The sequence below is a fragment of the Streptomyces sp. PA03-6a genome, assembly GCF_033792765.1.
Classification (GTDB): Bacteria; Actinomycetota; Actinomycetes; order Streptomycetales; family Streptomycetaceae; genus Actinacidiphila.
The window spans coordinates 1-23065 of the sequence record NZ_JARAVK010000092.1 but is presented as its reverse complement, the minus strand read 5'-3'; the positions used below and the strand labels follow the sequence as shown (position 1 = coordinate 23065).

The window sequence follows — 23065 nt, the reverse complement described above, 5'->3', positions numbered from 1 at the left end:
GCACCGCGGGTCCGTCCGCCGACGCCGGGTCCTCGACCCGCCCGGCACCCCGCGCCTCGACCGCCTCCTGCCCCCGGCAGGTCCTCCACCTCGCTCCACCCCACCCCGACCCGGGACCCGGACACCACAGCCGCCGGGACCGGTCCCCATCAGCCCAAGGAGATCCGTCATGTCCCCCGTGTCCTCCGTCGTCCTGGTCACCGGTGCGAGCTCCGGATTCGGCGCACTGGCCGCCCACGCCCTGGCCTCCGCGGGCCACACGGTCTACGCGAGCATGCGCGACATATCCGGCCGCAACGCCGAGCGTGCGGCGGAGGTACGTGAACGGGCCGCCCGCGAGGGCATCAACCTGCGGGTCGTCGAACTCGACGTGCTGTCCCAGGACAGCGCGGACCACGCCGTCGCCACCGTGCTGAGCGAGGCCGGCCGGCTGGACGTCCTGGTCCACAACGCGGGCCACATGGTGCTCGGCCCCACCGAGGCCTTCACCCCGGAGGAGATGGCCGCGGTCTACGACACCAATGTGCTGGGCACCCAGCGGGTGAACCGCGCCGCACTGCCCCACCTGCGGGCGCAAGGACACGGTCTGCTGCTCTGGGTCGGGTCCAGCAGCACCCGCGGGGGCACCCCGCCCTACCTGGCGCCGTACTTCGCCGCGAAGGCCGCAATGGACGCCGTCGCCGTCAGCTACGCAGCCGAGGTCGCCCGCTTCGGCATCGACACCTCCATCGTCGTCCCCGGCGCCTTCACCTCCGGCACGAACCACTTCGCCAACGCGGGCCACCCCGCCGACAGCGGCACCGTCGCGGCCTACGAGACCCGCTACGAGGGCCTGACCGAGCAGGTCGGCCGCGCCCTGGCCGCCATCACCCCGGCCGACGCCGACGTGGCGGAGGTGGCCCGCGAGATCGTCCGCGTCGTCGGGCTCCCCGCAGGCAAGCGGCCGTTCCGCACCCACATCGACCCCGCCGACGACGGCTCGGAGGCCGTCTCGGAGGTCGCCGACCGCATCCGCCAGGACTTCTACCACCGGATCGGCCTGGACGACCTGCTCAGCCCCCGCGCCGAAGCCTGACGGCCCCACAGCCGACCGGCTCCGCAGCCACCCGCCGCGGCATCCCGGCGCACCGGACCCTTCGGGGGCCGGTGCACCGGGAGGCACCGAGAAGGAGAACCGTCATGACCACCTCCGAGTTTCCCGAGCTTCCCGAGCCCGTACGGCGCGCCGTCGCCGAGGCGAACGCCCATGACACCGAGGCCTTCCTCGACCAGTTCACCGAGCACGGCGCGGTGGACGACTGGGGCCGCCGCTTCGAGGGCCGTGATGCGGTCCAGGGATGGAGCGACCGCGAGTTCATCGGCGTCAAGGTGTCCCTGAAGGTCACCGCAGTGACCCGGCGGGGGGACCAGGTGATCGTCTCCGCCCAGGTCGGCGGCGACGGGTTCAACGGCCCGTCGGACTTCGCCTTCACCGTCGAGGGCGACAGGGTCGCCCTGATGAGGATCACCGGCTGACCGGCAGGCGCCGGGACACGCGAACGCCCGGTGGGGAACCGTCATGTGACGGTTCCCCACCGGGCGTTCCCCTACAGCGGGACCAGCCGCGGCGGCCTGAGCCGCCGCGCGTGGCGGCTCAGGCGGAGTGCGTGATGCGGTCCAGCAGCTCGTTCAGCAGGATGCGTTCACCGGGCGTGAGGATCTCCCCGATCTCGGGGAGCACGGCCTTGAAGGCGACGGTACGGGCGATCGACCGGCGCTCCTCCTCGGTGGCCTCCTCGGGCTCCGCGGTGGTGATGGCGGCGAGTATGGCCTCCCGCGTCCGGGGCGACAGCTCCGGGTCGCGAGCCTCGGGCACCGTGGCGATCAGCGTCAGGACGACCCCGCAGCCGGCCGAGTGGATCATCAGCATGGCGCGTTCCACGTCGACGCTCAGCCGGCCCGCCTCGGCGACCCGGGTCACCAGGCCGCGGAGGACGTTGAAGGACTCCTTTACGGCGGCCGGTTCGGCCCCGGGCCTGGGCTGACCGAACATCAGCTGGTATATCTCCGGGTTGGCCACACCGAACTCGATGTGCAGGTCCCAGCCCCAGCGCAGGTCCTCGACCGGGTCGCTGGCCCGCACCCGGTCGGTCTTGCGGTGCAGGTAGTCGGCGAAGCCCTCCGCCGCGACGGCGTCGAGCAGGCCCTGCATGTCGCCGAACTGCCGGTAGATGGTCGGCGGCTGAACGGCCGCCGCCTTGCTGACCGACCGGGTCGAGACCGCGTCGCGGCCGCCCTCGGCGAGCAGGGCAGCGGCGGCGGACATGATCCGCTCTCGGGTGGTCGCCCTTTCATCCATGAATCGATGATAACAGAAATATGTTACCAAGGGAAACTTCTCGGTCGAAAGACCGTGAAGAGGCGGCCGGGTGTGCGGCCGCCCCTTCACGTCCCGCGAGCCGGGAGGGTCACTTGGCGGGGCCGGAGCCCTCCCCGTGCAGCGCCTCGCGCAGCGCCGTGGTGGCCTCGGCCACCGCCTTCTTGTTGGACTCGGTGCCGCGGAGGGCGTTGAGCATCATGAAGTCGTGCGTGATCTCGGGGTAGTGCGTGAGCTGGACGGGCACACCCGCCTTCCGCAGCTTCTCCGCGTACGCGGTGCCCTCGTCGTGGAGCACGTCGGAGTCCGTGATCATCAGCGCCGGCGGCAGGCCGCGCAGCTCGTCGACCGTGGCGCGCAGCGGGGCGGCCAGCGGGTTCTGCCGGTCCTTGAGGCGGGGGGCGTACGCGTCCCAGAACCACTTCATCGCGGGCTTGGTGAGCCAGCAGTTCTCCGCGAAGCGGTTGTACGAGGCGGTGTCGAAGTTCGCGTCCGTGACCGGGTACAGCATCACCTGGCGGCGGAAGTCGGGTCCGCCGCGCTGCTTGGCCATCATCGCCACGGCGGCGGTCATGTCACCGCCCACGGAGTCACCGGCGACGGCCAGCCGCGAGGGGTCCACGCCGATCTGGCCGCCGTGGTCGGCGACCCACTTGGCCACGGTGTACGCCTGCTCGACCGGCACGGGGAACTGGGCCTCGGGCGAGGGGGTGTAGTCGACGAAGACCACCGCCGCCTGCGCGCCGTTGGCGAGCTCGCGCACCAGGCGCTCGTGGCTCTTGAAGTTGCCCAGCACCCACCCGCCGCCGTGGATGTAGACGATCCCGGGCAGGTCCCCCTTGGCGCCCTCGGGCCGTACGACGTGCACGGACACCGGGCCGGTCGGTCCGCCGGGCACGGTCCGCTCGCTGATCTGCGCCGGGAGCATGTCCACCGGGCCCGCCTGCAGCTTGTTCAGCACGTCCCGGGCGGCCGTGTAGGAGAGCGTGTACAGCGGCGGGCCGTCCGCCGCCGCCAGCTGGTCGAGGAAGTCCTGGTCCTGCGGGTCCAGCCGCACCGGCGGGTTGCCGCACGGCACCTTCGGCGCGGGCGTGTCGGCGGGCACCGCGTGGTCGACGCGCAGGGCGTTCGTCGCCCTCTCACCGCAGGCTGTGAGGCCCGCGGCCGCCGCGAGGAGGACTGCGACGGCGTAGCGTGCCTTGCGTCGCGTTATGGACCGGACGTGCGGACAGGTCATTGCGGTCTCCGAACCGTGGTCGGTCGATGGCCCCCACGTGAGCAGCCTGCGGAGGCGGTACGGTCCGGACAACCGGGGATGGGCCGGGGGAGTGGCCCGCGGGCGTCGGCGCCACGCGGCCTTCCCGGGCCCGAAGGGTCAGACCACGACGAGGTCCCAGGCGGTCATCGCGTCGGCGAGCCGCAGGTGGGGGGCCGCTTCGGCGAGCCGGCCCTGGCGCTCCAGCGTGCGGCCGAGGAGGAGGTGCGCGTGCGCGTCCTGCGGCTCGGCACGCAGGAGGTCGCGCAGCTCCGCCTCGGCCCGCGAGAGCTGAGCGGAGAAGTAGTACGACCGGGCCAGCAGCATGCGCACCGCCATGTTGCGGGGCGCCACGTCCACGATGGACGCGAGCGTCCGGGCCGCGGCGGCGTAGCGCTGCCGGTTGAAGAAGAGCACGGCGCGCTTGAACGTCTCCGTGGTCGGACTGCTCATGTCGGTGCCCACTACTGCATCACCTCGGTCGAAGGACGATCTCCTTGGTATGCCTTCCAACCGGGGCAAGTGTCTGATTTGTTCCACTCCGCCCTCTTGATCTGCCGGAATCTTTGTGTGCCGGACCGATCACCGTGCGTGTCGTCCGGAGCCGGAGGGGGCCCGGCCGGGTTGCGCGCCTCACCCTCCTGGGGGAACGTGACTTCGAGGCCGCATGGCCGCACGTCCGAGGATCTCCCGCCGTCCTCCGCCCTCCTCCGCTCCCGTTCTCCGCCGCGCAGCGGCCCCGCTCGGGACGCCGGCAATCGTGCCCCCCGCATCCCGCGAACCGCGCAGCGGCACTCCGGACCGCATCCTCGCCCACGACCGCCACCACCCCCGGCAGCGGCCAGGAAGGCAGACCGACATGCCACTCCTCCGCACCCTCGCCCTGACCGCCACGTCCGCGGCCCTCGCGACCGTGGTCGCGGCCGCCCCCGCCACGGCCGCCGCCGGCGCCGCGACGGCCCAGGCCGCCCCTGGCGGCGCCGCCCCGACCTACGCCACGGTGCTCGTCACGTGCTTCGGCCGGGGACTGGTCATGCCCCCGGACTTCCTCCTGGCCTGCGGGGACGGGAACGACCGGCTGGGCGGCCTGTACTGGTCGCACTGGGGCAGCGACTCGGCCGTGGGCACCGGTTACGAGGAGGCCAACGACTGCGATCCGTACTGCGCGGCGGGCCACTTCCACACCTTCCCGGTCAAGATCAGGCTCTCCGAGAGCAAGCCCTGGCCCGAGGACCCGCACCTGCGGCACTTCACCAAGCTCACGATCACCTACCCCGACACCGAACCCTCCTGGCCGCACGATCCGGTCCGCGAACTGTGGGACTGAGCGGGCGCGCGGCGGCGCAGGACGCGACCGACGGCCCCCGCGTCGCGGGGGCCGTCGGTCGTTCCTCGATGATCTTCAGTGGATGTGGCCCTCAGCGGTAGAAGCCTCCGTAGAAGCCGGTCCCGTAGAAGCCGGGGTAGAAGCCGTAGTAGCCGCCGTAACCGCCATAGCCGCCATAGCCCCCGTAACCGCCGTAGCCGCCCCAGCCGTAGCCGTTCCCCCAGCCCCAGCCGCCGTGGCCGCCACCGTGTCCGCCGCCCCAGCCGCCGCCGTGGTCGACGACGGACTGCGCGGTGGTGGGTGCTGTCTGTGGCGTCGCCGCGCTGGCCGCGGTGGCTCCGGCGAAGGCGAGCAGGGGCGCCACCACGGCGGCGGCGGCGATCCTGCGGATGGTAAGCGTGCGCATGACTCCCCCTTCGGGGATCTGGACTTCGGGTCGCGGTCCGCACGGAGCGGGCCGCCGTCGCGCCGGATCGTGCGCGTCATCCCGGCGCAGATGGGGGTGCGGGCGTTTGGTGCGGACGCACCTCACGGACGTGGAACGCCGGAACAGACATCTGTAGTTGAAGACGTCCCTATATGAACGGTAGGCGCGTTTTGTGCCGCCCGTCAAAGGGATCCGACAAAAAGTGCATATTGGTATCTTTTGCTCTACTGTGACGCCCTTTCAACCGTGCGTACCGCACAGGTTCCGTTGTGTCAGCGGTCGCCCAACGAGCCCTCGGGCCGGGCCAGTTGAAGCCGCCGGGCGACCCCATCCGCCACGAGTCCCACGTGACCACAGGGGCCGATATGGCAAATGAGACAGAAGGGGCGAGTGATGTCAGTGGGGTGTAGGGGAAATTCCCGCCGAAATCCGGAAGAGGTGAATCCGCTTCGCTGTCAAGCGCTTCCGCCCCTCCGTCGACACCGCTGCGTCCCCATGTGGTCACTCCGGGCATCCGTCGCATGTCGCGCAGCTGTTGCGCATCGGTAACGCTTCAAAAATCGCTGGTCGGCGATTTGTTAACACCATTGACATATCCGCGATCGCTGCATACGGTCCTGCGTCGAAGCGCTTCGACGCGTCGCATCGAAACCATTCGATGGACGCCTCACTCGTTCGGCCCAGGTGGAGGTCACTTCAATGTTGAAGGTGCGCAGACCGCTGGCTCTCGCAGCAGCTGCCCTTGCGGGCGCCATGCTCATCACTTCGTGCGGAAGCTCGGACGGGGGTGCGGAGGGCGACGGCAAGACGCTGAAGCTCTGGCACTACGAAGCCCCGAACAGTGCCATGGGCATCGCCTGGAACCAGGCGATAGAGGAGTTCAAGAAGAGCCACCCGGGCGTCAAGGTCGAGTTCGAGGCCAAGGGCTTCGAGCAGATCCAGAAGACCGCCTCGATGGTGCTCAACTCCAGCAACGCCCCTGACCTCATGGAGTACAACAAGGGCAACGCCACGGCCGGCCTGCTGGCCAAGCAGGGCCTGCTGACCGACCTCACCCCGCAGGTCACCAAGTACGGCTGGGACAAGCTGCTCAGCCCCAGCGTCACCACCACCAGCCGCTACGACGCCAAGGGCGTCATGGGCTCCGGCAACTGGTACGGCATCCCGAACTTCGGTGAGTACACGATGGTGTACTACAACAAGGACCTCTTCGCGAAGAACGGCGTGAAGGTCCCGACCACGTTCAACGAGTTCGAGCAGGCGCTCGCCGCCTTCAAGGCCAAGGGCATCACCCCGCTCGCCAACGGCGGCGCCGAGTACCCGGCCCACCAGTACCTGTACCAGCTGGCCCTGACCAAGGCCGACCGCAGCTGGGTCGACTCCTTCGAGCTCTACAAGGGCAAGGCGGACTTCCACGACGCCGCCTGGACGTACGCCGCCAACACCCTGTCGGACTGGGTGAAGAAGGGCTACATCGCCAAGACGAGCAGCGGCGCCAAGGCCGAGGACGCCGGCGTCTCCTTCATCGGCGGCAAGTCCCCGATCTTCTTCTCGGGCAGCTGGTGGTACGGCCGCTTCCGTGACGAGAACAAGTTCCAGTGGGGCTCGTTCCTCTTCCCGGAGTCCAAGATGACCCTCGGCTCGGGCGGCAACCTCTGGGTCGTCCCGAAGAACGCCAAGAACAAGCAGCTGGCCTACGACTTCATCGACATCACGATGAAGAAGGGGATCCAGAACACCCTCGGCAACAACGGCGGCGTGCCCGTCGCGGCCGAGCCCTCGGCGATCACCGACCCCAGCTCCAAGGAGCTGATCGAGAACTTCAACAAGGTCTCGGACCAGGACGGTCTCGCCTTCTACCCGGACTGGCCGGTCCCCGGCTTCTACGACGTGCTGGTCTCGGCGACGCAGAAGCTGATCACCGGCAGCGGCACCCCGGACCAGGTCCTGGACGAGCTGCAGAAGGCCTATGACGCGGGTGCGCCCACGTCATGAGTGCCCGACCCCTCCGGCTGCGCAATCCCTACGCGCTGTACTTGATCCCGGGTGTCATCGCCTTCCTGGCCGTCGTGATCGTGCCGTTCGCGATGAACATCTACTTCAGCTTCACGCACTGGCAGGGCGTCGGCTCGCCCACCTGGGCGGGGCTGGAGAACTACCGGGAGCTGATGAAGGACTCACGGTTCTGGGAGTCCTTCCGGCACAGCGTCGCCATGGTCCTGGCGATGGCGGTGATCCCCACCGCCGTCGGCCTGGTGGTGGCCGCGGCGCTGTTCGACTTCATCGGCAAGCACTTCGGTTCGAAGCTGGCCAGCGTGCTGCGTGCCTGCTTCTACCTCCCGCAGGTCCTGCCCATCACCGTGGCGGGCATCGTCTGGAGCTGGATCCTGGCCCCCGAGAACGGCTCGCTCAACGAGCTGCTGAAGGCGGTCGGCCTGGGCTCGCTCCAGCAGGACTGGCTGGGTGACCCGAAGTTCGCGCTCTACAGCGTGATGGCCGTCATGGTCTGGGTGCAGCTGGGGTTCCCCGTCGTGATCTTCATGGCGGGACTCCAGCGGGTCGATCCCTCGCTCTACGAGGCGGCCGAGCTGGACGGGACGAACTGGTGGCAGCGTTTCTGGCACGTGACGCTGCCCCAGATCCGCCCCGAGATCTACGTGGTGATGCTGTGGTGCACCATCGCGGCGCTCAAGGTCTTCGGCGCGGTCTACGTCCTCACCAAGGGCGGACCCGCCGACTCGACCATCGTCCCGTCCTACTTCTCCTTCTCGACCTTCTTCGAGAAGACCGACGTGGGCTACGGCTCGGCGATCGCGACGGTCCTCACGCTGATCATCCTGGCGCTGACCACGGTCGGCCTGCGCTTCCAGACCCGATCGGAGGACGCACAGTGAAGGCGCTCAAGCGCTACCCCGTGCTGGTGGCCATGATCCTCGGCGCGATCTTCATGGTGCTGCCGCTCCTGATCGTGCTCATCAACGCGCTGAAGTCGCCCGCCGACTACTCCGCGCACGGCCCGCTCTCGCTGCCCCACGGCCTCCACCTGGACGGCCTGACGGACTTCTGGACCCGGGTCAACTTCGGGCACACGCTGATCAACTCGATCGTGATCTCGGGTTCGGTGGCCGTGTTCGGCGTCATCCTCTCGGTGCTGAACGCGTACGCGATCGGCATCGGGAGGATCAAGGGCAAGGCCTACTTCCTCGCCTTCTTCGTGCTGGCCAACGTGCTGCCGCAGGAGGCCCTGGTCTACCCGCTGTACTACCTGTCCAAGCAGGTGGGCCTGTACGACACCAGGCTGAGCCTGATCATCGTCTTCAGCGTCGTGCAGGCGGCGTTCGGCACCTACCTTCTCTCCTCCGTGCTCGGGGCCTTCCCGAAGGAGATCATCGAGGCGGCCAGGATCGACGGCGCCAACAGCTGGCAGATCCTGTGGCGGATGGTGGTCCCGGTCAGCCGGCCCACCCTGGGCGTCCTGCTGGTGTTCTTCTTCATCTGGACCTGGAACGAGTTCCTGCTGCCCCTGGTCATGCTGCCGTCGAACGACAACCAGACCGTCTCGGTCGCGCTCGGCGTGCTCCAGGGCCAGCGTCTGATGGACGCGACGATGACCAACGCGGCCGGCCTGCTCGGCGCGCTGCCCGCGATCGTCTTCTTCCTGCTCTTCCAGCGGACCCTCACCCGCGGCATCGCCGTCGGCGCCGTGAAGTGATCCGCGCCCGGACCACCGTGTCCGCGGCCCTCCACCCGGGCGGATGACCTCCCCGCGTCCCGCCCACGGCTCTGCCTCCCCGCTGCCTCCCTGCTCCGCGGCAGGAGGCAGAGCCGGCCCCACCTGCTCCCACACGTACCGAGAACGCCGGTGGCCGCCCACCGGGAAAGGCATCGACCATGAAGTTCACCAACGGGTACTGGCTGCTGCGCGAAGGCGTCACGGCGGCGTATCCGGCCGAGGTCCTCGATGCCGTCCCGGGCCCCGGAACGCTGCGGGTCCACGCGCCCACCCAGCACATCCGGCACCGCGGCGACCTGCTCAAGGGCCCGCTCGTCACGGTCGACTGCACCGCGCCCATGCCCGGAGTGATCGGTGTGCGCATCACCCACTTCGAGGGCGACGTCGAGACCGGGCCCCACTTCGAGCTGCACCACGAGCCGCACGAGCCCCTCGTGACGGTCGACGAGGAGCAGGCCGTCCTGACCTCCGGCGACCTGAGCGTCCGCTTCCGCCTCGACGGCGAGTGGCGGATGGAGTTCCAGGCCGACGGACGCACCCTCACCAGCAGCGACGTCAAGGCCATGGCGCTGATGGAGACCGCCGAGGGCGAGCACCACGTCCGCGAGCAGCTCCGGCTGGCCGTCGGCACCTCCGTCTACGGGCTCGGCGAGCGCTTCGGCCCGCTGGTCAAGAACGGCCAGACCGTCGACATCTGGAACGCCGACGGCGGCACCAGCAGCGAGCAGTCCTACAAGAACATCCCGTTCTACCTGACCGACGCCGGCTACGGCGTCTTCGTCGACGACCCCGGCAAGGTCTCCTTCGAGGTCGCCTCCGAGCAGGTCTCGCGCGTCCAGTTCAGCGCCGAGCGGCAGCAGCTGCAGTACTACGTCATCCACGGCCCCACGCCGAAGGAGATCCTGCGCAAGTACACCGCGCTCACCGGCCGTCCGGCCCTGCCGCCCGCCTGGTCCTTCGGGCTGTGGCTGACCACGTCGTTCACCACCTCCTACGACGAGCAGACCGTCACCGGATTCGTCGAGGGCATGGCCGAGCGCGACCTGCCGCTGTCGGCCTTCCACTTCGACTGCTTCTGGATGCGCGAGTTCAACTGGTGCGACTTCGAGTGGGACCCGCGCGTCTTCCCCGACCCCGAGGGGATGCTGCGCCGGCTGAAGGAGCGCGACCTCCACATCTGCGTGTGGATCAACCCCTACATCGCCCAGCGCTCACCGCTGTTCGCCGAGGGCAAGGCGGCCGGCTACCTCCTCAAGCGCCCTGACGGCGGCGTGTGGCAGTGGGACCTGTGGCAGCCCGGCATGGCCCTGGTCGACTTCACCAACCCCGACGCCTGCGCCTGGTACGCGTCCAAGCTCGAGGCCCTCCTCGACATGGGCGTCGACTGCTTCAAGACCGACTTCGGCGAGCGCGTGCCCACCGACGTCGCCTGGTTCGACGGCTCCGACCCGGAGCGCATGCACAACTACTACACGCAGCTGTACAACAAGACCGTCTTCGACGTGCTGCGCAAGCACCGCGGCGAGGGCGAGGCCGTGCTCTTCGCGCGCTCGGCCACGGCCGGCGGCCAGCAGTTCCCCGTGCACTGGGGCGGCGACTGCGAGTCCACGTACGAGTCGATGGCCGAGTCGCTGCGCGGCGGCCTGTCGCTCGGCCTGTCCGGCTTCGGCTACTGGAGCCACGACATCGGCGGCTTCGAGGGGCTGCCCGACGCCGGCCTGTTCAAGCGCTGGACCGCCTTCGGCATGCTCTCCTCGCACAGCCGGCTGCACGGTTCCTCGTCCTACCGCGTGCCGTGGCTGTTCGACGAGGAGGCGGTGGACGTCCTCCGCCACTTCACCAAGCTCAAGCTGGGCCTCATGCCCTACCTCTACGGTGCCGCGCACCAGGCGCACACCGAGGGCGTCCCGATGATGCGGGCCATGGTGCTGGAGTTCCCGGACGACCCGGGCTGCGCCTCGCTGGAGCGCCAGTACATGCTCGGCGGGGACCTGCTCGTCGCGCCGGTGTTCTCCGAGGACGGCGAGGTGTCGTACTACGTGCCGGAGGGCACCTGGACCCACTTCACGACCGGCGAGAAGGTCACCGGCCCGCGCTGGGTGCGCGAGACCCACGACTACCTGAGCGTCCCCCTGCTGGCCCGGCCCGGCTCCGCGATCCCGGTCGGTGCGGTCACCGACCGCCCCGACTACGCGTGGGCGGACGACGTCACCGTCCGGGTCTTCGAGCCCGCCGACGGCTCCCGCACCACCGTGCGGATCCCCCGCGAGGACGGCACGGCCGCGGCCGAGATCACCGTCGTGCGCGAGGGCTCCACGCTGCGGGCCGAGACCTCCGACGCGTCGCTCCCGTGGGGCGTCGAGGTGGCCGGCGGACCCTCCGCGCGTGCGGCGGCCGGTACGGCCGTCCTCACCCTGGAGCTCGCCGGCTCCTGAGGGCGGTCTGCTGCAGCACGCACGTACGGGAAGGGAGTTGCATGGTCAAGATCACTGACGTCGCGCGGCACGCCAACGTGTCGCCGAGCACCGTCAGCTACGCCCTCAGCGGCAAGCGGCCGATCTCCCCGGAGACCCGGCGGCGCATCGAGGACAGCATCCGTGAACTGGGCTACCGGCCGCACGCCGGAGCCCGGTCCCTGGCCAGCAGCAGGTCACGGGTGCTCGGTCTCGTGCTGCCCCTCCGGAAGGGCATCCACGTGCCCGTGGTCATGCAATTCGCCACGTCCGTGCTGACCGCGGCCCGGGAGCACGACCACGATGTCCTCCTCCTCACGCAGAGCGAGGGGGAGGAGGGCATCATCCGGGTCGCCCAGAGCGCCATGGCGGACGCCTTCATCATCATGGACGTCGAGATGGACGACCGCCGGCTGCCGTTGCTGCGCACCATGGACCGGCCGTCCGTGCTGATCGGTTTCCCCTCCGACCCGGCCGGGCTGACCTGCGTCGACCTGGACTTCGCGGGTGCCGGCGAGGCGTGCGTCGAGCACCTCGCCTCGCTCGGCCACCGGACCGTGGCCCTGGTCGGCTCACCCCCCGAGGTCTACGTCCGCGGTACCGGCTTCGCCCGCCGGGTCGCCGCGGGGTTCACGGCCGCCGCCGACCGCCTCGGCCTGCGCTCGTCCGTCCACCCCTGCCCGGAGACCCCGGCCGCCGCGCGAGCCATGGCCGAGCAACTGCTGCGCGAACAGCCGGGGCTGTCCGGGATCGTCGTCCACAACGAGCCGATCACCCAGCCCCTGATCTCCGCCTTCCAGGCCATGGGCCTGCGGGTACCGGAGGACCTGTCGGTCGCCGCGATCTGCCCCGACGAGACCGCCGAGCAGGCATCGGTGCCCATCACCTCCGTGTCGATCCCCTCGGCCGAGATCGGCACCCGCGCGGTGGAGCTCCTGTTGGCCAAGCTCGCGGGCCGTGACGACGTGCCGGAGACCACCGTGCTCTCCGCACTCCTGACCCCCCGGGCCACGACCGCCCCGCCGGCGGCCGTGGCCCCGTGACCGGCCCCGTCGCCGTCACTCCGTGCGCAGGCCGTCCGGTCGCATCATGCGGACCAGGGCAGGGAGGCTGAGCGCGGTCACCAGCAGGACGACGGCCGCGCCGACGCCGGTCATGGCGCCCACGTCGGGCCAGTCGACGGTGACGGGCGCACCGACCATGCGGAGCAGCACCGCGCCCAGGGTCAGGCCCACCGCGCACGCGAGGGCGAGGCCGAGGCCGACGGGGAGGGCGGTCTGCCACAGCACCGACAGGCTGAGGGTGCTGCGGCGGGTGCCGAAGGCGACCAGGGTGGACAGCAGCTTCCTCCGCTCGCGCAACTGCTCCAGCTGGGAGACGAGCAGGCTCGCCCCGATCAGCAGCAGGACGCAGCAGGTGCCGACGAACAACCCGGTGCGGATCGAGGAGAAGCGCGCGGACTCGGTCCTGGTGACGTACTCGCGCGCGTCGGCGAGCGGGTCGATCGCGGCCACCGTGTTGCGGACGACCTCGGGCGCGTCCGGCACGGAGCGGTCGATCGAGACGTAGACCCTGCCCGTGACCGTCCCGGCGGCGGACGGGGGGAGCGCCCCGGGAGTGACGAGGACGCCGCCGCGCTCGTAGCCGCTCGGGTCGGCGCGGGTGCGGGCCTCCTTCAGGCCGGACGGCAGGTGCCAGGCGAGTCCGCTTCCCGGCGCGCCGGCGTAGCCCGGGTCCAGGTAGACGACGTGTCCTGGCCTCGCCGTGCGGACGGTGTCGTCGTCGTACTCCCGGTCCCGGACGACGAACACGTCGCCGTCGCGGCACGCGGAGACCCTCGCCACCACGCGCAGCGCGTCGCAGGTGCCCACGGTCAGTTCGACGTACCGCTGCGGGTCCTCGGCGCGTTCGCCGAGCGTCCCCACCGACAGCGGGGTCGCTTCGCGCACGGCGTCGGCCGCGGTGAGCCGCCGGGCGGCGTCCGCGGGGGAGTCGGCGGCCGGGAGGTGGACCTCCATCTGGGCCCGGGAGAGGTCGTTCCCGGTACTGCGGGTGTACGAGCCGTCGACGCCCGCGAAGAGCATCTGGAGCGCGATCGCCCCGGCGACGGCGACGGCGATGCCGTTGACCGTGCGGGCCGCGGTGCCGCTGTTCAGCTGGAGCCTGCGGACCGCGAGCTGCCAGGAGGGAGCGCCGGTGCCGAGCCGGTCGACGGCGGCCTCGACGATCCACGGCAGCAGTGCCGTGACGCCCATCAGCAGCAGGACCGTGCCGCCGACGACCAGCGCCTCGTTGAAGTTCCCCCGGTCGCGGCCCTGCCCGACCATCGGGTACAGGAGGGCGAGCCCGCCGAGCGGCAACAGCAGCCGCCACCACAGCCGGCGGCGCGGCGGCTTGCTCGCGCGGACGACACCGAGCGGCTCGATGACCACGCCGCGCAGCGCGAGCAGCGTCACGGCCACCGAGGCGGCCGGGACGGCGACGGCGACCAGGGCGGTGAGCGCGGGCACGGGCGTGAGGTCGCCGGGGAAGACGCTGACGCGGTAGAAGCCGACCCGGCCCGCCAGGGCGCGCCCGGCCGCGAACAGCACGGCGCCGACGGCGAGTCCGCACAGGGCGCCGGCGAGGGCCTCGCCCGCGGCGACGCGTCGGGTGGTCGCGGCGTCCGCGCCGAGCAGGCGCAACGCGGCGAGCCGGCGGTCGCGGCGGTCCCCGCCGAAGCGGACGGCGGCCGCGATGAACACGCCGACCGGCATCAGCAGCGCCACGAAGACGATGAGGACGAGCAGTACGAGGACCGGGTCCGCCGGGCTGCCCTGGTCCACCGAGCCGAAGGCGTGGATGCGTTCGACGCGGACGGTCTGCCCGGCACCGGCGCCGGCGGATAGCCCGGAGGTCCCCGCGTAGTAGGCGAGGTCGTCCGGTCCCACCAGCCCGGCCTGCCCGATGGTGCCCGCGACGCGGTACGGCAGCCGCTCGCTCAGCAGCCGGCCCTCCGCAGAGGCGAGCAGCCGCCGCAGGGCGGGGGAGACCACCATCGTCCCGCGCCCGGGCAGCCGGCCGACGCCGGGCGGCAGCGGTGGACGCCGGCCCTCGGGCTGCAGCAGGCGGCCCCGCACCTCCTGGTCGCGGTAGGTGGTGTCCACCGTCGCGATCAGCATCGTGTCGTCGGCCCGGTGCTTGACGACCGAGGTGTACGTCATGTCGTTGCGGGCGCGTTCGCGGTCGTGACGCTGCGTCAGGGCGTTCGGAAGGGCGGCGGTGAGCAGCAGCAGGGCCACTCCCAGGCCGACCCCGACGGCGGTCAGGAGCGTACGCACCCAGCCCTCGCGGCCACCGGTGACGGCGAACCGGACACCCATCGCCAGGTCCCGGATCCGGCTCCCGCGGGTGGTGCCGGGGGTGTCGCCCGGGCTCATGCCACGCGCGCCGTGTCGCGGACCTTCCCGTCACGCACGACGACCTCGCGGTCGGAGTACGCGGCGACCCTCGCCTCGTGGGTGACCAGGACGACCGCGGCGTCGGTCTCGCGGGCGGCGGCGCTGAGCAACTGCATCACGCGTTCGCCGTTGAGGGAGTCCAGCGCTCCGGTGGGTTCGTCGGCGAACAGCACGCGGGGTCCGGTGACCAGGGCACGGGCGACGGCCACCCGCTGTCCCTGCCCGCCGGAGACCGCCCCGGGCCGCTGGCCCGCGACGTCCTCGACCTCCAGCCTGCGCAGCCACTCCAAGGCGGTGCGCGTCGCCTCCTTGCGGGAGGTGCCGCCCAGCCGGAGCGGCAGCGCCACGTTCTCCGCGCAGGTGAGCTCGGGGACGAGCTGCCCGAACTGGAAGACGAAGCCGAATTCGCTGCGCCGCAGGGCGCTGCGCCGGGCGTCGTTCATCGCGGACAGCTCACGACCGCGGTAGGTGATGGTGCCGGCGTCCGGGACGACGATCCCGGCGAGGCAGTGCAGCAGGGTGGACTTGCCGGAGCCGGACGGGCCCATCACGGCCACGATCTCGCCGGAGCGTATGGAGAAGTCCGCCCCGTCGAGGGCCGGCGTCCGGTCGTAGCTCTTGTGCAGGCCGTCGGCGGTGAGCAGGGGCTCTGCGGGCGTCACGCGCGCACCTCGCGGGCGAGCCCGTCGAGCCGCGCCGCGGTCAGCTCCAGCCAGCGCAGGTCGGCTTCGAGGTGGAACAGGGCGTGGTCGCAGATCAACTGGTCGGCCAGGTCCCCGGTGCGCTTGCGTTCGGTCAGGTCGCGCATCAGCCGCAGGTGCTCGGCACGCTGCACGTCCAGGATGTCGGCCGCGTCGCGCTGGGTGAGCAGGGCGAGGACGACCTTGGTGTAGAGCGTCGACTGCAGGTACGGCTCGGGCTTCTCCGGGGTCGCCAGCCACCGTGCGACGTCGGTGACGCCGGCCTCCGTGATGGCGTACCGCTTCCGCTCGGGGCCCTCGCCGGGCTCTATGGCCTCGACCTCGACCAGGCCGTGCTTCAGCAGCCTCGACATCGTGGAGTAGACCTGCCCGTAGTGCAGCGGCCGGTCGTGGCCGAATCGCTCGTCGAAGGCGCGCTTGAGGTCGTAGCCGTGGCGCGGCCCGGATTCGAGGAGGCCCAGGAGGGTGTGACCGATGGACATGCGCGTCAATATACACATGAGGTATACACGTCATGTAGACGCGATGTCGTGATCGTGTGCGGCAGGGGGCACCCCCGCTATGAATTGCGTGTATACCCCCTGTGTAGAGTCGCGGCCATGCGAACCACCCGGCTCCGAAGCCTCCTGCCCGCCCGACGCGACGCCGCCTCCGCCCGCACCGCCCGCAGATGGGCGGCGCTTCCCGCGGCAGCCCTGGCGCTCGCGCTCGCGCTCACCGGTTGCACCCGCGTGGAGACCACCTCCCCGGGCACCGTGCGGCAGGAGGCCGGCAAGACCGGCAACGGCACCTTCGGCAGCGTCGACTGCCGCAAGGCCAAGTGCATCGCGCTCACCTTCGACGCGGGACCGAGCAAGCACACGGCGCAGCTGCTGGACGTCCTCAAGGAGAAGCAGGTGCCCGCCACCTTCTTCCTCCTCGGCAGGAAGCACATCGACCGCTACCCGGACATGGTCAAGCGCATGGCCGCCGAGGGGCACGAGGTCGCCAGCCACACCTGGACGCACAAGATCCTCACGCAGATCGAGCCCGAGGAGATACGCGAGGAGCTGAGCCGTCCCAACGACGCGATCGAGCGGATAACGGGCCGGCGGCCCACCCTCATGCGCCCGCCGCAGGGACGCACCAACGACACCGTCCAGGGCATCGCCCGTGAGATGGGCCTCTCCGAGGTGCTGTGGAGCGTCACCGCCAAGGACTACGAGACCAACGACCCCGACCTGATCACCAAGCGCGTCCTGGACCAGGCCGACCGCGACGGCATCATCCTGCTCCACGACCTCGTCCCCGGCCCGGCCGCCAAGGGCTACCGGGGCACCCTGCCGGCCGTGCCCGGCATCATCGACGCGCTCAAGAAGCGGGGCTTCACCTTCGTGACCGTTCCGCAGCTGCTCGCCCCCGGCACCCCGCAGCCCGGGGCGGTCTACCGCCCCTGACCGGATCCGAGGGGGACGCGGCCGGATGGAGGTGGCCCCGCCGGCGGCTTCGGCGGCACCGTGGACGACCGGAGCAGGGAGTGCGTGGCGGGGAGTGAGACATGACGGACACCCACCCTCACAACGGTGACGAGGACGGTGTGGTCTGGCTGGTCGGGCTGCGACATCGCGGCGGCTCGGGGGCGCTCGTCCGCCACTACTACGTGGTGGCCGGGACGATCGCCGGGGTCGACGCGCTGCGCCGCGCCCGCTGGTTCGCGGCCCAGCCCACGGAGCGCGTGCTGCGCGGCGACGCGGCGGTCGACGGCACGTGGGCCGAGGTGCGCCGGCTGATGCAGGACACCCTCGGCCGGTTCCGTCTCGCCGGCCGGGCGGCCTGAGCGCGCGGAACCCCCGCCCGTCACTCCCCGGGCACCGGGCCCACCAGCAGCAGGGCGATGTCGTCGCGGCCCCCGGAGGTCCGCCGGGCCTCCCGCAGGAGCTCGTCGGCCAGGTCGTCCAGCGAACGGACGGGCGCGGCGGCGAGCCGGCCGGCGAGTTCCCCGAGCGCCGTCTCCAGATCGGTGCCGGGACGTTCGATCAGGCCGTCGGTGAACAGGGTGAGCACGCTTCCCGGCGGCATGGACACCTCCGCGGCCCGGTAGTCCGCGGTCACGTCGACCCCGAGCAGGAGCCCGGGCGGTACGTCGAGGATCTCCGTGCGACCTGACCGGTGGCGCAGCAGCGCCGGCAGATGTCCGGCGCTCGCCAGCAGCGCGCGGTGCCCGGGCACGTCCAGCTGTGCGTACAGGCAACTGGTGAACAGGTCGGTGTCGAGGTCGTTGAACAGGCGGTTGATCCGGGTCAGCACGTCGTCCGGGGCCGCGCCCGTGCTCGCGTGGGTGTGCACCGCCGTGCGGATCTGGCCCATCAGCGCCGCCGCGTTGACGCTGTGCCCCTGGACGTCCCCGATGACCGCGGCCGCCGCCCCGGCGCCGTCCAGGCGGATCAGGTCGTAGAAGTCGCCGCCGATGTCCATCCCGCTGGTCGCCGGGAGGTAGCGGGCGGCGACGCGCAGGCCGGGCACGTGCGGCAGGGAGTGCGGCAGCAGCGCAGTCTGGAGGGTGCGCGCGACCTGGCTCTTGGTGTCGAACAGCCGGGCACGTTCCAGCGCCTGGGCGATCATGCCGGCCAGCGAGGTGAGGGCGGCGCGCTCGTCGGGCGGGAATGCGCGGGGGAGGGCGAAGCCCAGGACGCAGCAGCCGATCGTGCGGCCCGAGGCGTTCAGCGGGAGGAACGCCCAGGCGCCCATCCGTGTGTAGGGGGTGACGAGGGGGAAGGCCTGCCGTATCGCGTCGACGTCGCTGAAGAAGAGCGGCGCCCCCGTGGCGACGGCGCGGGAGCCCGCGGTGTCGACCGTCAGCGACAGACCGCGGAAGAAGTCCTTGTGGGTCCGGGGGAATCCACGGGAGGCGACGTCCTGGAACCGCCCCTCGTCCGCGATCAGCAACGACAGGCCGTCGGCCCCGAGGACGGGCATGATCTGCTCGGTGACGGCGGTCGCCACGTCCTGGACGCCGACCGCCTCGGTGAGGGACGAGGCGATGTACAGCAGGTGGTACAGCGCGCCGGCGCGGGTCGGCGCTGTCCCTGAGGGTGTGGCGGGCGGGAGCCGGTCGCCCGCCGGGGCCGGGGCGGTCCGCAGACGGATGCTGATCCCGGTGGTGTCGGGGTAGAGCCGGAAGGACAGCCAGTCGTCCGGGGGGCGCAGCGCGGTGAAGTCCGTGGGGAGCCGGCTGAACAGCGCAGCCAGGTAAGGGTCTTCGTAGGCCGGGTCGATCAGCCAGGGCAGGGACTCCCAGAGGCGGGTGTGCATCAGCTCGGCCTTGCCGCGGCCGAGCAGTTCGGCGGCCGTGGCGTTGAGGAAGGTCACCCGCCCCTCCAGGTCCAGCGCGAGCACCCCGTCGTCCAGGCGCTCCGCCAGTTCCGCCGCGGCCTGGGCCTCGGCGGGCGGCAGGGACGGCGGAGGGTCCGGCGCGAGCACCCGGGGAACGGCACCCGGCCGCAGCGGGCGCCCCCGGGCGGCGGCGCGCGTCAGCAGCGCGCTCATCCGGTCGGCGGCGTGGGTCACGGCGGCCCGTTCCTCCTGGGCGAGCCGGTCGGGACGGGTGTCGGGCCACAGCAGTTGCAGCACGCCCGACACCGTGGTGCCCGTGTGCAACGGCACGACGTACATCGCCAGCCGGTAGGGCAGCGCGAAGGCGGTGCGCGGGAACCGGCGGGCGAGCTCGTCGTGGCCGTGCACCCAGACCGGACGTCCGTCGCGCGCCACCGTGGAGACGGGCGCGGGTGTCGCGAGCGCCAGCCGCGACCAGGGCCGCACCACTCCGGCCGACAGGCCCGTCACCACCGCCAGGCGCAGCGCCTGGGCGTGCGGCACCAGCAGGAAGACGCCGGCAGCGTGGGACGCGGTGATTCTCGCCACCTCGGCCAGGGCCTGGTCGAGTGCGGCCTCTTCCTCCGGCGCGGCGCCGGGCGCTGCGCTCCCGCTCATCACCCACCGGCCCCGCGCGGTGCCCAACGGGCCGTTCGCCGCCGGGGAACGCCGTTTCGGCGTGGCCGGGGCGCTCCCATATGTGGACGATAGTCCCCGCCGACAGGTGGGGGCATCTCGGCCCGCCCCGGCCCCGGGGCCGGGCCGGGGATTCCGGGACGCGATCCCGGATTCCCCGCGGGAGCGGGAAGGGCTCGCCGCCGCGCCTGGTTTAAAGTTGCAACCACACCCCGCCGCGCCCCTCCGCGGCGCCGGACCCCCGAGGAGAAGCACCGCATGCAGTCGGCCGTACTCGACGCACCCGTGACCGTCACGCCCCCGGACGACTCGTCGGGGCCCGCGCACGCCGCAGCCGGGAACGGCGCAGGCGCCCGGCGCGCCACCCACATCGCCATGATGTCGGTCTCCCTCGGCACGGCGGGCCTGGGCGGGCTCTGGCAGTCGGCATCGGCCACGGTGTCCGCGCCCATCGGGGTCAGCGACGCCCTGTTCGTGGTCAGCGGACTGCTGTGGGTGGTGCTGCTGGCGCAGTACGTGCGGCACGGCGGAGCACGCCGGCGCAACGTCCTGGAGGACCTGCGGCACCCCGGTCAGGGCTTCGCGCTCGCGTACGTCCCGATCATCGGCATGCTGGCCACCAGCCACTTCGCCCGCTTCGGGGTCGACGGCGCCCGCTGGTTCTACGCGCTGTTCGCCCTCGCCTCCGCCGCCCTCGCCGCCCGGCTGCTCGCGCACTGGGTGACCGGCGGCCTCGGCTCCGCCCCGCTGCACCCCGGCTACCTGCTTCCGGTGGTCTCCGGACCCTTCATCGCCAGCACCACCGGCACCGCGGTCGCCCTCCCCGAGGCGGCCTCGGCCGCCTTCGCGGTGGGCGTCCTGTACTGGCTCGCCTTCGGCACCGTGGTCCTCGGCCGCCTCGTGACGGACGGCCTGCCCGGACCCGCGCGCCCCACGCTGACCGTCCTCACGATCCCGCCCGCCGTCGGCGGCCTCGCCTGGACCGCAGCGCACGGCGGACGGGTCGACGCCGTGGGGTACGGCTTCGCCGGGCTGGTGCTCTTCACCGTCCTGATCGTCCTGTTCCTGGTGCCGCACGTCCGCCAGGAGGGGTTCCACACCGGCTACTGGGTCTTCTCCTTCCCCGCGGCGGCCACCGGCAACTTCCTCGTCCGCTGGCTCCACGGCGCCGCCGTCCCCGGTTGGCAGGGCCTGACCTGGATGGTGATCGTCCTGGTCAGCGGGGCGTTCCTCGCCCTGTACGCGGCGACCGTCCGGTACGCCGTCCGCGCCGTGGGCCGGCACCGGGCGGTCGCGGGAGCCGAGTGAAGCGGGCCCGTCACGGGGTCAGGTGAAGGGGACCTCGCTGTCGAGGAAGCGGGCGACGTGGGCGCAGAACAGCCGGGGGTACTGGAAGAGCGCCCCGTGGCCCGCGTCCGGGTAGATGACGAGCTGCGCGTGGGGGATGTGCTGCGCGAGGATCCACGAATTGACGGTCGGGACCATGAGGTCGTCGCTGCCGTTGACCACGAGCGTCGGCTGGGTGATGCGCCGCAGCTCCGTGTACCGCTCGCCCCGTCCGGTGTTCCAGTCGGCGCGCAGCGCCTGCTGTGCGCGGACGCTGTCCGGGCCGGACTCGGCGTCGGCGTCCACGGTCCGCTCGTGGCGGCGCAGCCAGAACTCCCGGCCGGCCCGGCGTCCGCCGGGGGAGTCGTCGAAGAAGAGGTACAGGTAGTCCTCCTCGGTCAGGACCTCGTGGGCGGCCACCTCCACGACCCGTTCGCCGACGCCCGCCGTCTCGCCCGCGCGCGGCTTCGTCCCGACCAGGACCAGGCGGCGCACCAGTTCGGGATGGGCCAGGACGAGGGCCTGGCTGACGTACCCGCCCACCGAGAAGCCCAGCAGGTCGACCTCGGGAACGCCGAGCGCCCGCAGGAACGCGACGGCGTTCTCGGCGAAACCCTCCGCCGATTCCGGCGTCCGGCCGCCCGAGTTCCCCACCCCGGCGTTGTCGAAGAGGATCACCGGCCGGTTCTCGGCGAGGCCGTCCGTGACGAGCGGATCCCAGTGGTCCATGCCCGCGCGGAAGTGCGGGAGCATCAGGAGCGGCGTCCCGGAATCCGCCCCGAAACGGCGATGGGCGTAACGGTCGCCGTCCACCTCGATGTACCGGGTCGGTGCCGTGGTGTGCACGTACGAAGGCATGGTGCCGTCCTGCGCTGGGTGAGCCCCCGCCGTCGGCGGTGTGCGTGCCGCCGTTGCCAATATTGTCCGGCAAGGTTGGGTCCGGCTCAAAGGTGCAGGCGACGGCAGGGCCTCACCGGGCTCATCAGTCAGCGGCGACGCCGCAGGCGGCGGACCCAGGTGCGCGGCCCCCGCGCGGAGCGTACGGCCGGGCGGGCCGGGACCGTCGCGCGGGCCGGGCGCCAGGGCTCGTCCGGCGAGTCGAAGGGCAGCCTGCGCTCGGCCTGGGTGCGGATCTCCTGGTGGGCCTCGTAGGACGTGACGCGGAACGCCTCCTCATAGGAGGCCAGGGCGGCGGCGACCGCATGGCCGGCGACACCACGGCGCCGGATCACCCGCGCCAGCCAGGCGAACACGCCCATGACCCCGGCCAGTACGGCGGCGAGGATCAGACAGCCCATGAGGTCGGCCACGGACCACACCCTACGACGGACGCCCCGCCGGGCGCTTCGGTGCCCGCGGGCTGCTTTGCCGGCCGATAAAGTCCGTTGTCGCGGACCTGGAAAGGGTGGTCAGGGGCCGGACGGAGCGGCGGAGGGAGGGCCGGGGATGCCGGCGGTGGACGTACGGCGGGCACCGCGCGACGGGCGCACCGTCGAGGAGAGCACGGCCCGGGGTTGGCGCTTGTCGGCCCGGACGGTCGCCTGGTACGGGGCCGACGACGCCGGCGGCGGGGAGTACGCGTTCCACCTGGTACCCGCACGGCGTTTCCGCTGGGTGCCGGGCAGCAGCCTTCCGCTGCCCCCGGGGCGCAACCCGGCCCGTATCCTCACGGGGCAGCACCTGCGCGAGTTCCCCGACACGGAACCCCGTCGTGCCCCCGTAACCGGCCAGCACCGAGCAGCGAAGGAGCCCACCGCCGCATGGCCAGCACGTCCGATCCCGTCGACGCCCTCCTGAAGCCGGGGCCGCGGCGGACCCGCCTGCCCGAGCCCGCCGAACGCTCCCGGCTGCGCACCGAGTACGGCCTGACCCAGGCGGAGGTCGCCGAGGCGCTCGACGTGACCCGGACGACCGTGGCCGCCTGGGAGTCCGGCCGCAGCGAGCCGCAGGGTGCCACGCGCGCCGCGTACGCCAAGCTCCTGGACGGCATCGCCGCCCAACTCGGCGCCACCGAGCCCGAGCCCGAGCCCGCCGCCCCCGCCGTCCCGGCCCCCGGACCC

At 71.9% G+C, this 23065-nt stretch carries 22 protein-coding genes; 12 read left to right on the top strand and 10 right to left on the bottom strand.

The window, feature by feature from the left end; genetic code table 11:
* Positions 1-169 precede the first annotated feature (169 nt).
* Both PV350_RS22285 and PV350_RS22280 read left to right on the top strand, forming a co-directional pair.
* Positions 170-1075 (top strand): SDR family NAD(P)-dependent oxidoreductase, encoded by a 906-nt coding sequence (locus PV350_RS22285; protein ID WP_500335605.1) that lies wholly within the window; start codon positions 170-172, stop codon positions 1073-1075.
* 104 nt (positions 1076-1179) lie between these two features.
* Complete coding sequence (locus PV350_RS22280) at positions 1180-1515, top strand: nuclear transport factor 2 family protein (RefSeq protein ID WP_500335603.1); 336 nt, start codon at positions 1180-1182, stop codon at positions 1513-1515.
* 118 nt (positions 1516-1633) lie between these two features.
* Here PV350_RS22280 and PV350_RS22275 read toward each other — a convergent pair whose 3' ends face one another.
* From PV350_RS22275 to PV350_RS22265, 3 genes are all read right to left on the bottom strand, one after another.
* Entirely contained in the window at positions 1634-2338 is a 705-nt protein-coding gene (locus PV350_RS22275; RefSeq protein WP_500335601.1) for a TetR/AcrR family transcriptional regulator, read from the bottom strand.
* Between the two features lie 109 nt (positions 2339-2447).
* Positions 2448-3593: an alpha/beta hydrolase gene (locus tag PV350_RS22270; protein ID WP_500335599.1), complete on the bottom strand. Its 1146-nt coding sequence runs from the start codon at positions 3591-3593 to the stop codon at positions 2448-2450.
* A gap of 138 nt (positions 3594-3731) precedes the next feature.
* Entirely contained in the window at positions 3732-4064 is a 333-nt protein-coding gene (locus PV350_RS22265) for a tetratricopeptide repeat protein (protein WP_179279764.1), read from the bottom strand.
* Positions 4065-4371: 307 nt separating this feature from the next.
* On the opposite strand from PV350_RS22265, the gene PV350_RS22260 reads away from it, so the two are divergent.
* Entirely contained in the window at positions 4372-4938 is a 567-nt protein-coding gene (locus tag PV350_RS22260; protein ID WP_500335597.1) for a hypothetical protein, read from the top strand.
* 91 nt (positions 4939-5029) lie between these two features.
* Here PV350_RS22260 and PV350_RS22255 read toward each other — a convergent pair whose 3' ends face one another.
* Positions 5030-5344, bottom strand: coding sequence for a hypothetical protein (locus tag PV350_RS22255; RefSeq protein ID WP_499515857.1), 315 nt, complete (start codon positions 5342-5344; stop codon positions 5030-5032).
* A gap of 720 nt (positions 5345-6064) precedes the next feature.
* On the opposite strand from PV350_RS22255, the gene PV350_RS22250 reads away from it, so the two are divergent.
* The 5 genes from PV350_RS22250 to PV350_RS22230 all read left to right on the top strand — a co-directional run bounded on the left by PV350_RS22250 (position 6065) and on the right by PV350_RS22230 (position 12594).
* Complete coding sequence (locus PV350_RS22250; protein ID WP_499515858.1) at positions 6065-7360, top strand: ABC transporter substrate-binding protein; 1296 nt, start codon at positions 6065-6067, stop codon at positions 7358-7360.
* On the top strand, positions 7357-8259 hold the full coding sequence (locus tag PV350_RS22245) for a carbohydrate ABC transporter permease (protein WP_326570785.1): 903 nt from the start codon (positions 7357-7359) through the stop codon (positions 8257-8259). The genes PV350_RS22250 and PV350_RS22245 overlap by 4 nt, the downstream gene beginning before the upstream one ends.
* 32 nt (positions 8260-8291) lie before the next feature.
* Positions 8292-9077 carry a carbohydrate ABC transporter permease gene (locus tag PV350_RS22240; RefSeq protein WP_499517024.1) on the top strand — a complete coding sequence of 262 codons (786 nt, stop codon included), beginning with the start codon at positions 8292-8294 and terminating at the stop codon, positions 9075-9077.
* Between the two features lie 179 nt (positions 9078-9256).
* On the top strand, positions 9257-11533 hold the full coding sequence (yicI, locus tag PV350_RS22235; RefSeq protein ID WP_499515860.1) for an alpha-xylosidase: 2277 nt from the start codon (positions 9257-9259) through the stop codon (positions 11531-11533).
* Between the two features lie 41 nt (positions 11534-11574).
* On the top strand, positions 11575-12594 hold the full coding sequence (locus tag PV350_RS22230; protein WP_499515861.1) for a LacI family DNA-binding transcriptional regulator: 1020 nt from the start codon (positions 11575-11577) through the stop codon (positions 12592-12594).
* Between the two features lie 15 nt (positions 12595-12609).
* Here PV350_RS22230 and PV350_RS22225 read toward each other — a convergent pair whose 3' ends face one another.
* The 3 genes from PV350_RS22225 to PV350_RS22215 are packed head-to-tail and all read right to left on the bottom strand — an operon-like array spanning position 12610 to position 16174.
* On the bottom strand, positions 12610-14970 hold the full coding sequence (locus PV350_RS22225) for an ABC transporter permease (protein WP_500335593.1): 2361 nt from the start codon (positions 14968-14970) through the stop codon (positions 12610-12612).
* Positions 14967-15653, bottom strand: a complete 687-nt coding sequence (locus tag PV350_RS22220; RefSeq protein ID WP_500335591.1) for an ABC transporter ATP-binding protein — start codon at positions 15651-15653, stop codon at positions 14967-14969. Before PV350_RS22220 ends, PV350_RS22225 begins: the two co-directional genes overlap by 4 nt.
* Positions 15650-16174 (bottom strand): PadR family transcriptional regulator, encoded by a 525-nt coding sequence (locus PV350_RS22215; RefSeq protein WP_500335589.1) that lies wholly within the window; start codon positions 16172-16174, stop codon positions 15650-15652. The genes PV350_RS22220 and PV350_RS22215 overlap by 4 nt, the downstream gene beginning before the upstream one ends.
* A 117-nt stretch (positions 16175-16291) precedes the next feature.
* On the opposite strand from PV350_RS22215, the gene PV350_RS22210 reads away from it, so the two are divergent.
* Together PV350_RS22210 and PV350_RS22205 are read left to right on the top strand one after the other, a co-directional pair.
* A complete protein-coding gene (locus PV350_RS22210; RefSeq protein ID WP_500335587.1) occupies positions 16292-17128 on the top strand; it encodes a polysaccharide deacetylase family protein in 837 nt (278 codons plus the stop codon).
* A gap of 101 nt (positions 17129-17229) precedes the next feature.
* Entirely contained in the window at positions 17230-17508 is a 279-nt protein-coding gene (locus PV350_RS22205; RefSeq protein WP_500335585.1) for a hypothetical protein, read from the top strand.
* Between the two features lie 20 nt (positions 17509-17528).
* Here PV350_RS22205 and PV350_RS22200 read toward each other — a convergent pair whose 3' ends face one another.
* Complete coding sequence (locus PV350_RS22200; RefSeq protein ID WP_499515867.1) at positions 17529-19661, bottom strand: SpoIIE family protein phosphatase; 2133 nt, start codon at positions 19659-19661, stop codon at positions 17529-17531.
* Between the two features lie 276 nt (positions 19662-19937).
* Here PV350_RS22200 and PV350_RS22195 point away from each other — a divergent pair, with 276 nt between their 5' ends.
* A complete protein-coding gene (locus PV350_RS22195; RefSeq protein ID WP_500335583.1) occupies positions 19938-20987 on the top strand; it encodes a TDT family transporter in 1050 nt (349 codons plus the stop codon).
* Positions 20988-21005: 18 nt separating this feature from the next.
* Here the strand turns inward: PV350_RS22195 and PV350_RS22190 are convergent, their stop codons facing one another.
* Both PV350_RS22190 and PV350_RS22185 read right to left on the bottom strand, forming a co-directional pair.
* Positions 21006-21863, bottom strand: a complete 858-nt coding sequence (locus PV350_RS22190; protein WP_500335581.1) for an alpha/beta fold hydrolase — start codon at positions 21861-21863, stop codon at positions 21006-21008.
* A 128-nt stretch (positions 21864-21991) separates the two neighbouring features.
* Positions 21992-22315 (bottom strand): hypothetical protein, encoded by a 324-nt coding sequence (locus PV350_RS22185; protein WP_500335579.1) that lies wholly within the window; start codon positions 22313-22315, stop codon positions 21992-21994.
* A gap of 450 nt (positions 22316-22765) precedes the next feature.
* Between PV350_RS22185 and PV350_RS22180 the strand changes: the two genes are divergently transcribed.
* Positions 22766-23065, top strand: a 300-nt coding sequence (locus tag PV350_RS22180) for a helix-turn-helix transcriptional regulator (RefSeq protein ID WP_500335577.1), incomplete at its 3' end; no start/stop codon positions are given.

Coding starts and splice junctions, on each gene's coding strand:
- PV350_RS22215 (WP_500335589.1), bottom strand. CDS start 16,174: ATGTCCATCGGTCACACCCTCCTGGGCCTCCTCGAATCCGGGCCGCGC.
- yicI (WP_499515860.1), top strand. CDS start 9,257: ATGAAGTTCACCAACGGGTACTGGCTGCTGCGCGAAGGCGTCACGGCG.
- PV350_RS22265 (WP_179279764.1), bottom strand. CDS start 4,064: ATGAGCAGTCCGACCACGGAGACGTTCAAGCGCGCCGTGCTCTTCTTC.
- PV350_RS22190 (WP_500335581.1), bottom strand. CDS start 21,863: ATGCCTTCGTACGTGCACACCACGGCACCGACCCGGTACATCGAGGTG.
- PV350_RS22230 (WP_499515861.1), top strand. CDS start 11,575: ATGGTCAAGATCACTGACGTCGCGCGGCACGCCAACGTGTCGCCGAGC.
- PV350_RS22240 (WP_499517024.1), top strand. CDS start 8,292: ATGATCCTCGGCGCGATCTTCATGGTGCTGCCGCTCCTGATCGTGCTC.
- PV350_RS22195 (WP_500335583.1), top strand. CDS start 19,938: ATGCAGTCGGCCGTACTCGACGCACCCGTGACCGTCACGCCCCCGGAC.
- PV350_RS22270 (WP_500335599.1), bottom strand. CDS start 3,593: ATGACCTGTCCGCACGTCCGGTCCATAACGCGACGCAAGGCACGCTAC.
- PV350_RS22225 (WP_500335593.1), bottom strand. CDS start 14,970: ATGAGCCCGGGCGACACCCCCGGCACCACCCGCGGGAGCCGGATCCGG.
- PV350_RS22250 (WP_499515858.1), top strand. CDS start 6,065: ATGTTGAAGGTGCGCAGACCGCTGGCTCTCGCAGCAGCTGCCCTTGCG.
- PV350_RS22255 (WP_499515857.1), bottom strand. CDS start 5,344: ATGCGCACGCTTACCATCCGCAGGATCGCCGCCGCCGCCGTGGTGGCG.
- PV350_RS22285 (WP_500335605.1), top strand. CDS start 170: ATGTCCCCCGTGTCCTCCGTCGTCCTGGTCACCGGTGCGAGCTCCGGA.
- PV350_RS22245 (WP_326570785.1), top strand. CDS start 7,357: ATGAGTGCCCGACCCCTCCGGCTGCGCAATCCCTACGCGCTGTACTTG.
- PV350_RS22200 (WP_499515867.1), bottom strand. CDS start 19,661: ATGAGCGGGAGCGCAGCGCCCGGCGCCGCGCCGGAGGAAGAGGCCGCA.
- PV350_RS22280 (WP_500335603.1), top strand. CDS start 1,180: ATGACCACCTCCGAGTTTCCCGAGCTTCCCGAGCCCGTACGGCGCGCC.
- PV350_RS22210 (WP_500335587.1), top strand. CDS start 16,292: ATGCGAACCACCCGGCTCCGAAGCCTCCTGCCCGCCCGACGCGACGCC.
- PV350_RS22275 (WP_500335601.1), bottom strand. CDS start 2,338: ATGGATGAAAGGGCGACCACCCGAGAGCGGATCATGTCCGCCGCCGCT.
- PV350_RS22205 (WP_500335585.1), top strand. CDS start 17,230: ATGACGGACACCCACCCTCACAACGGTGACGAGGACGGTGTGGTCTGG.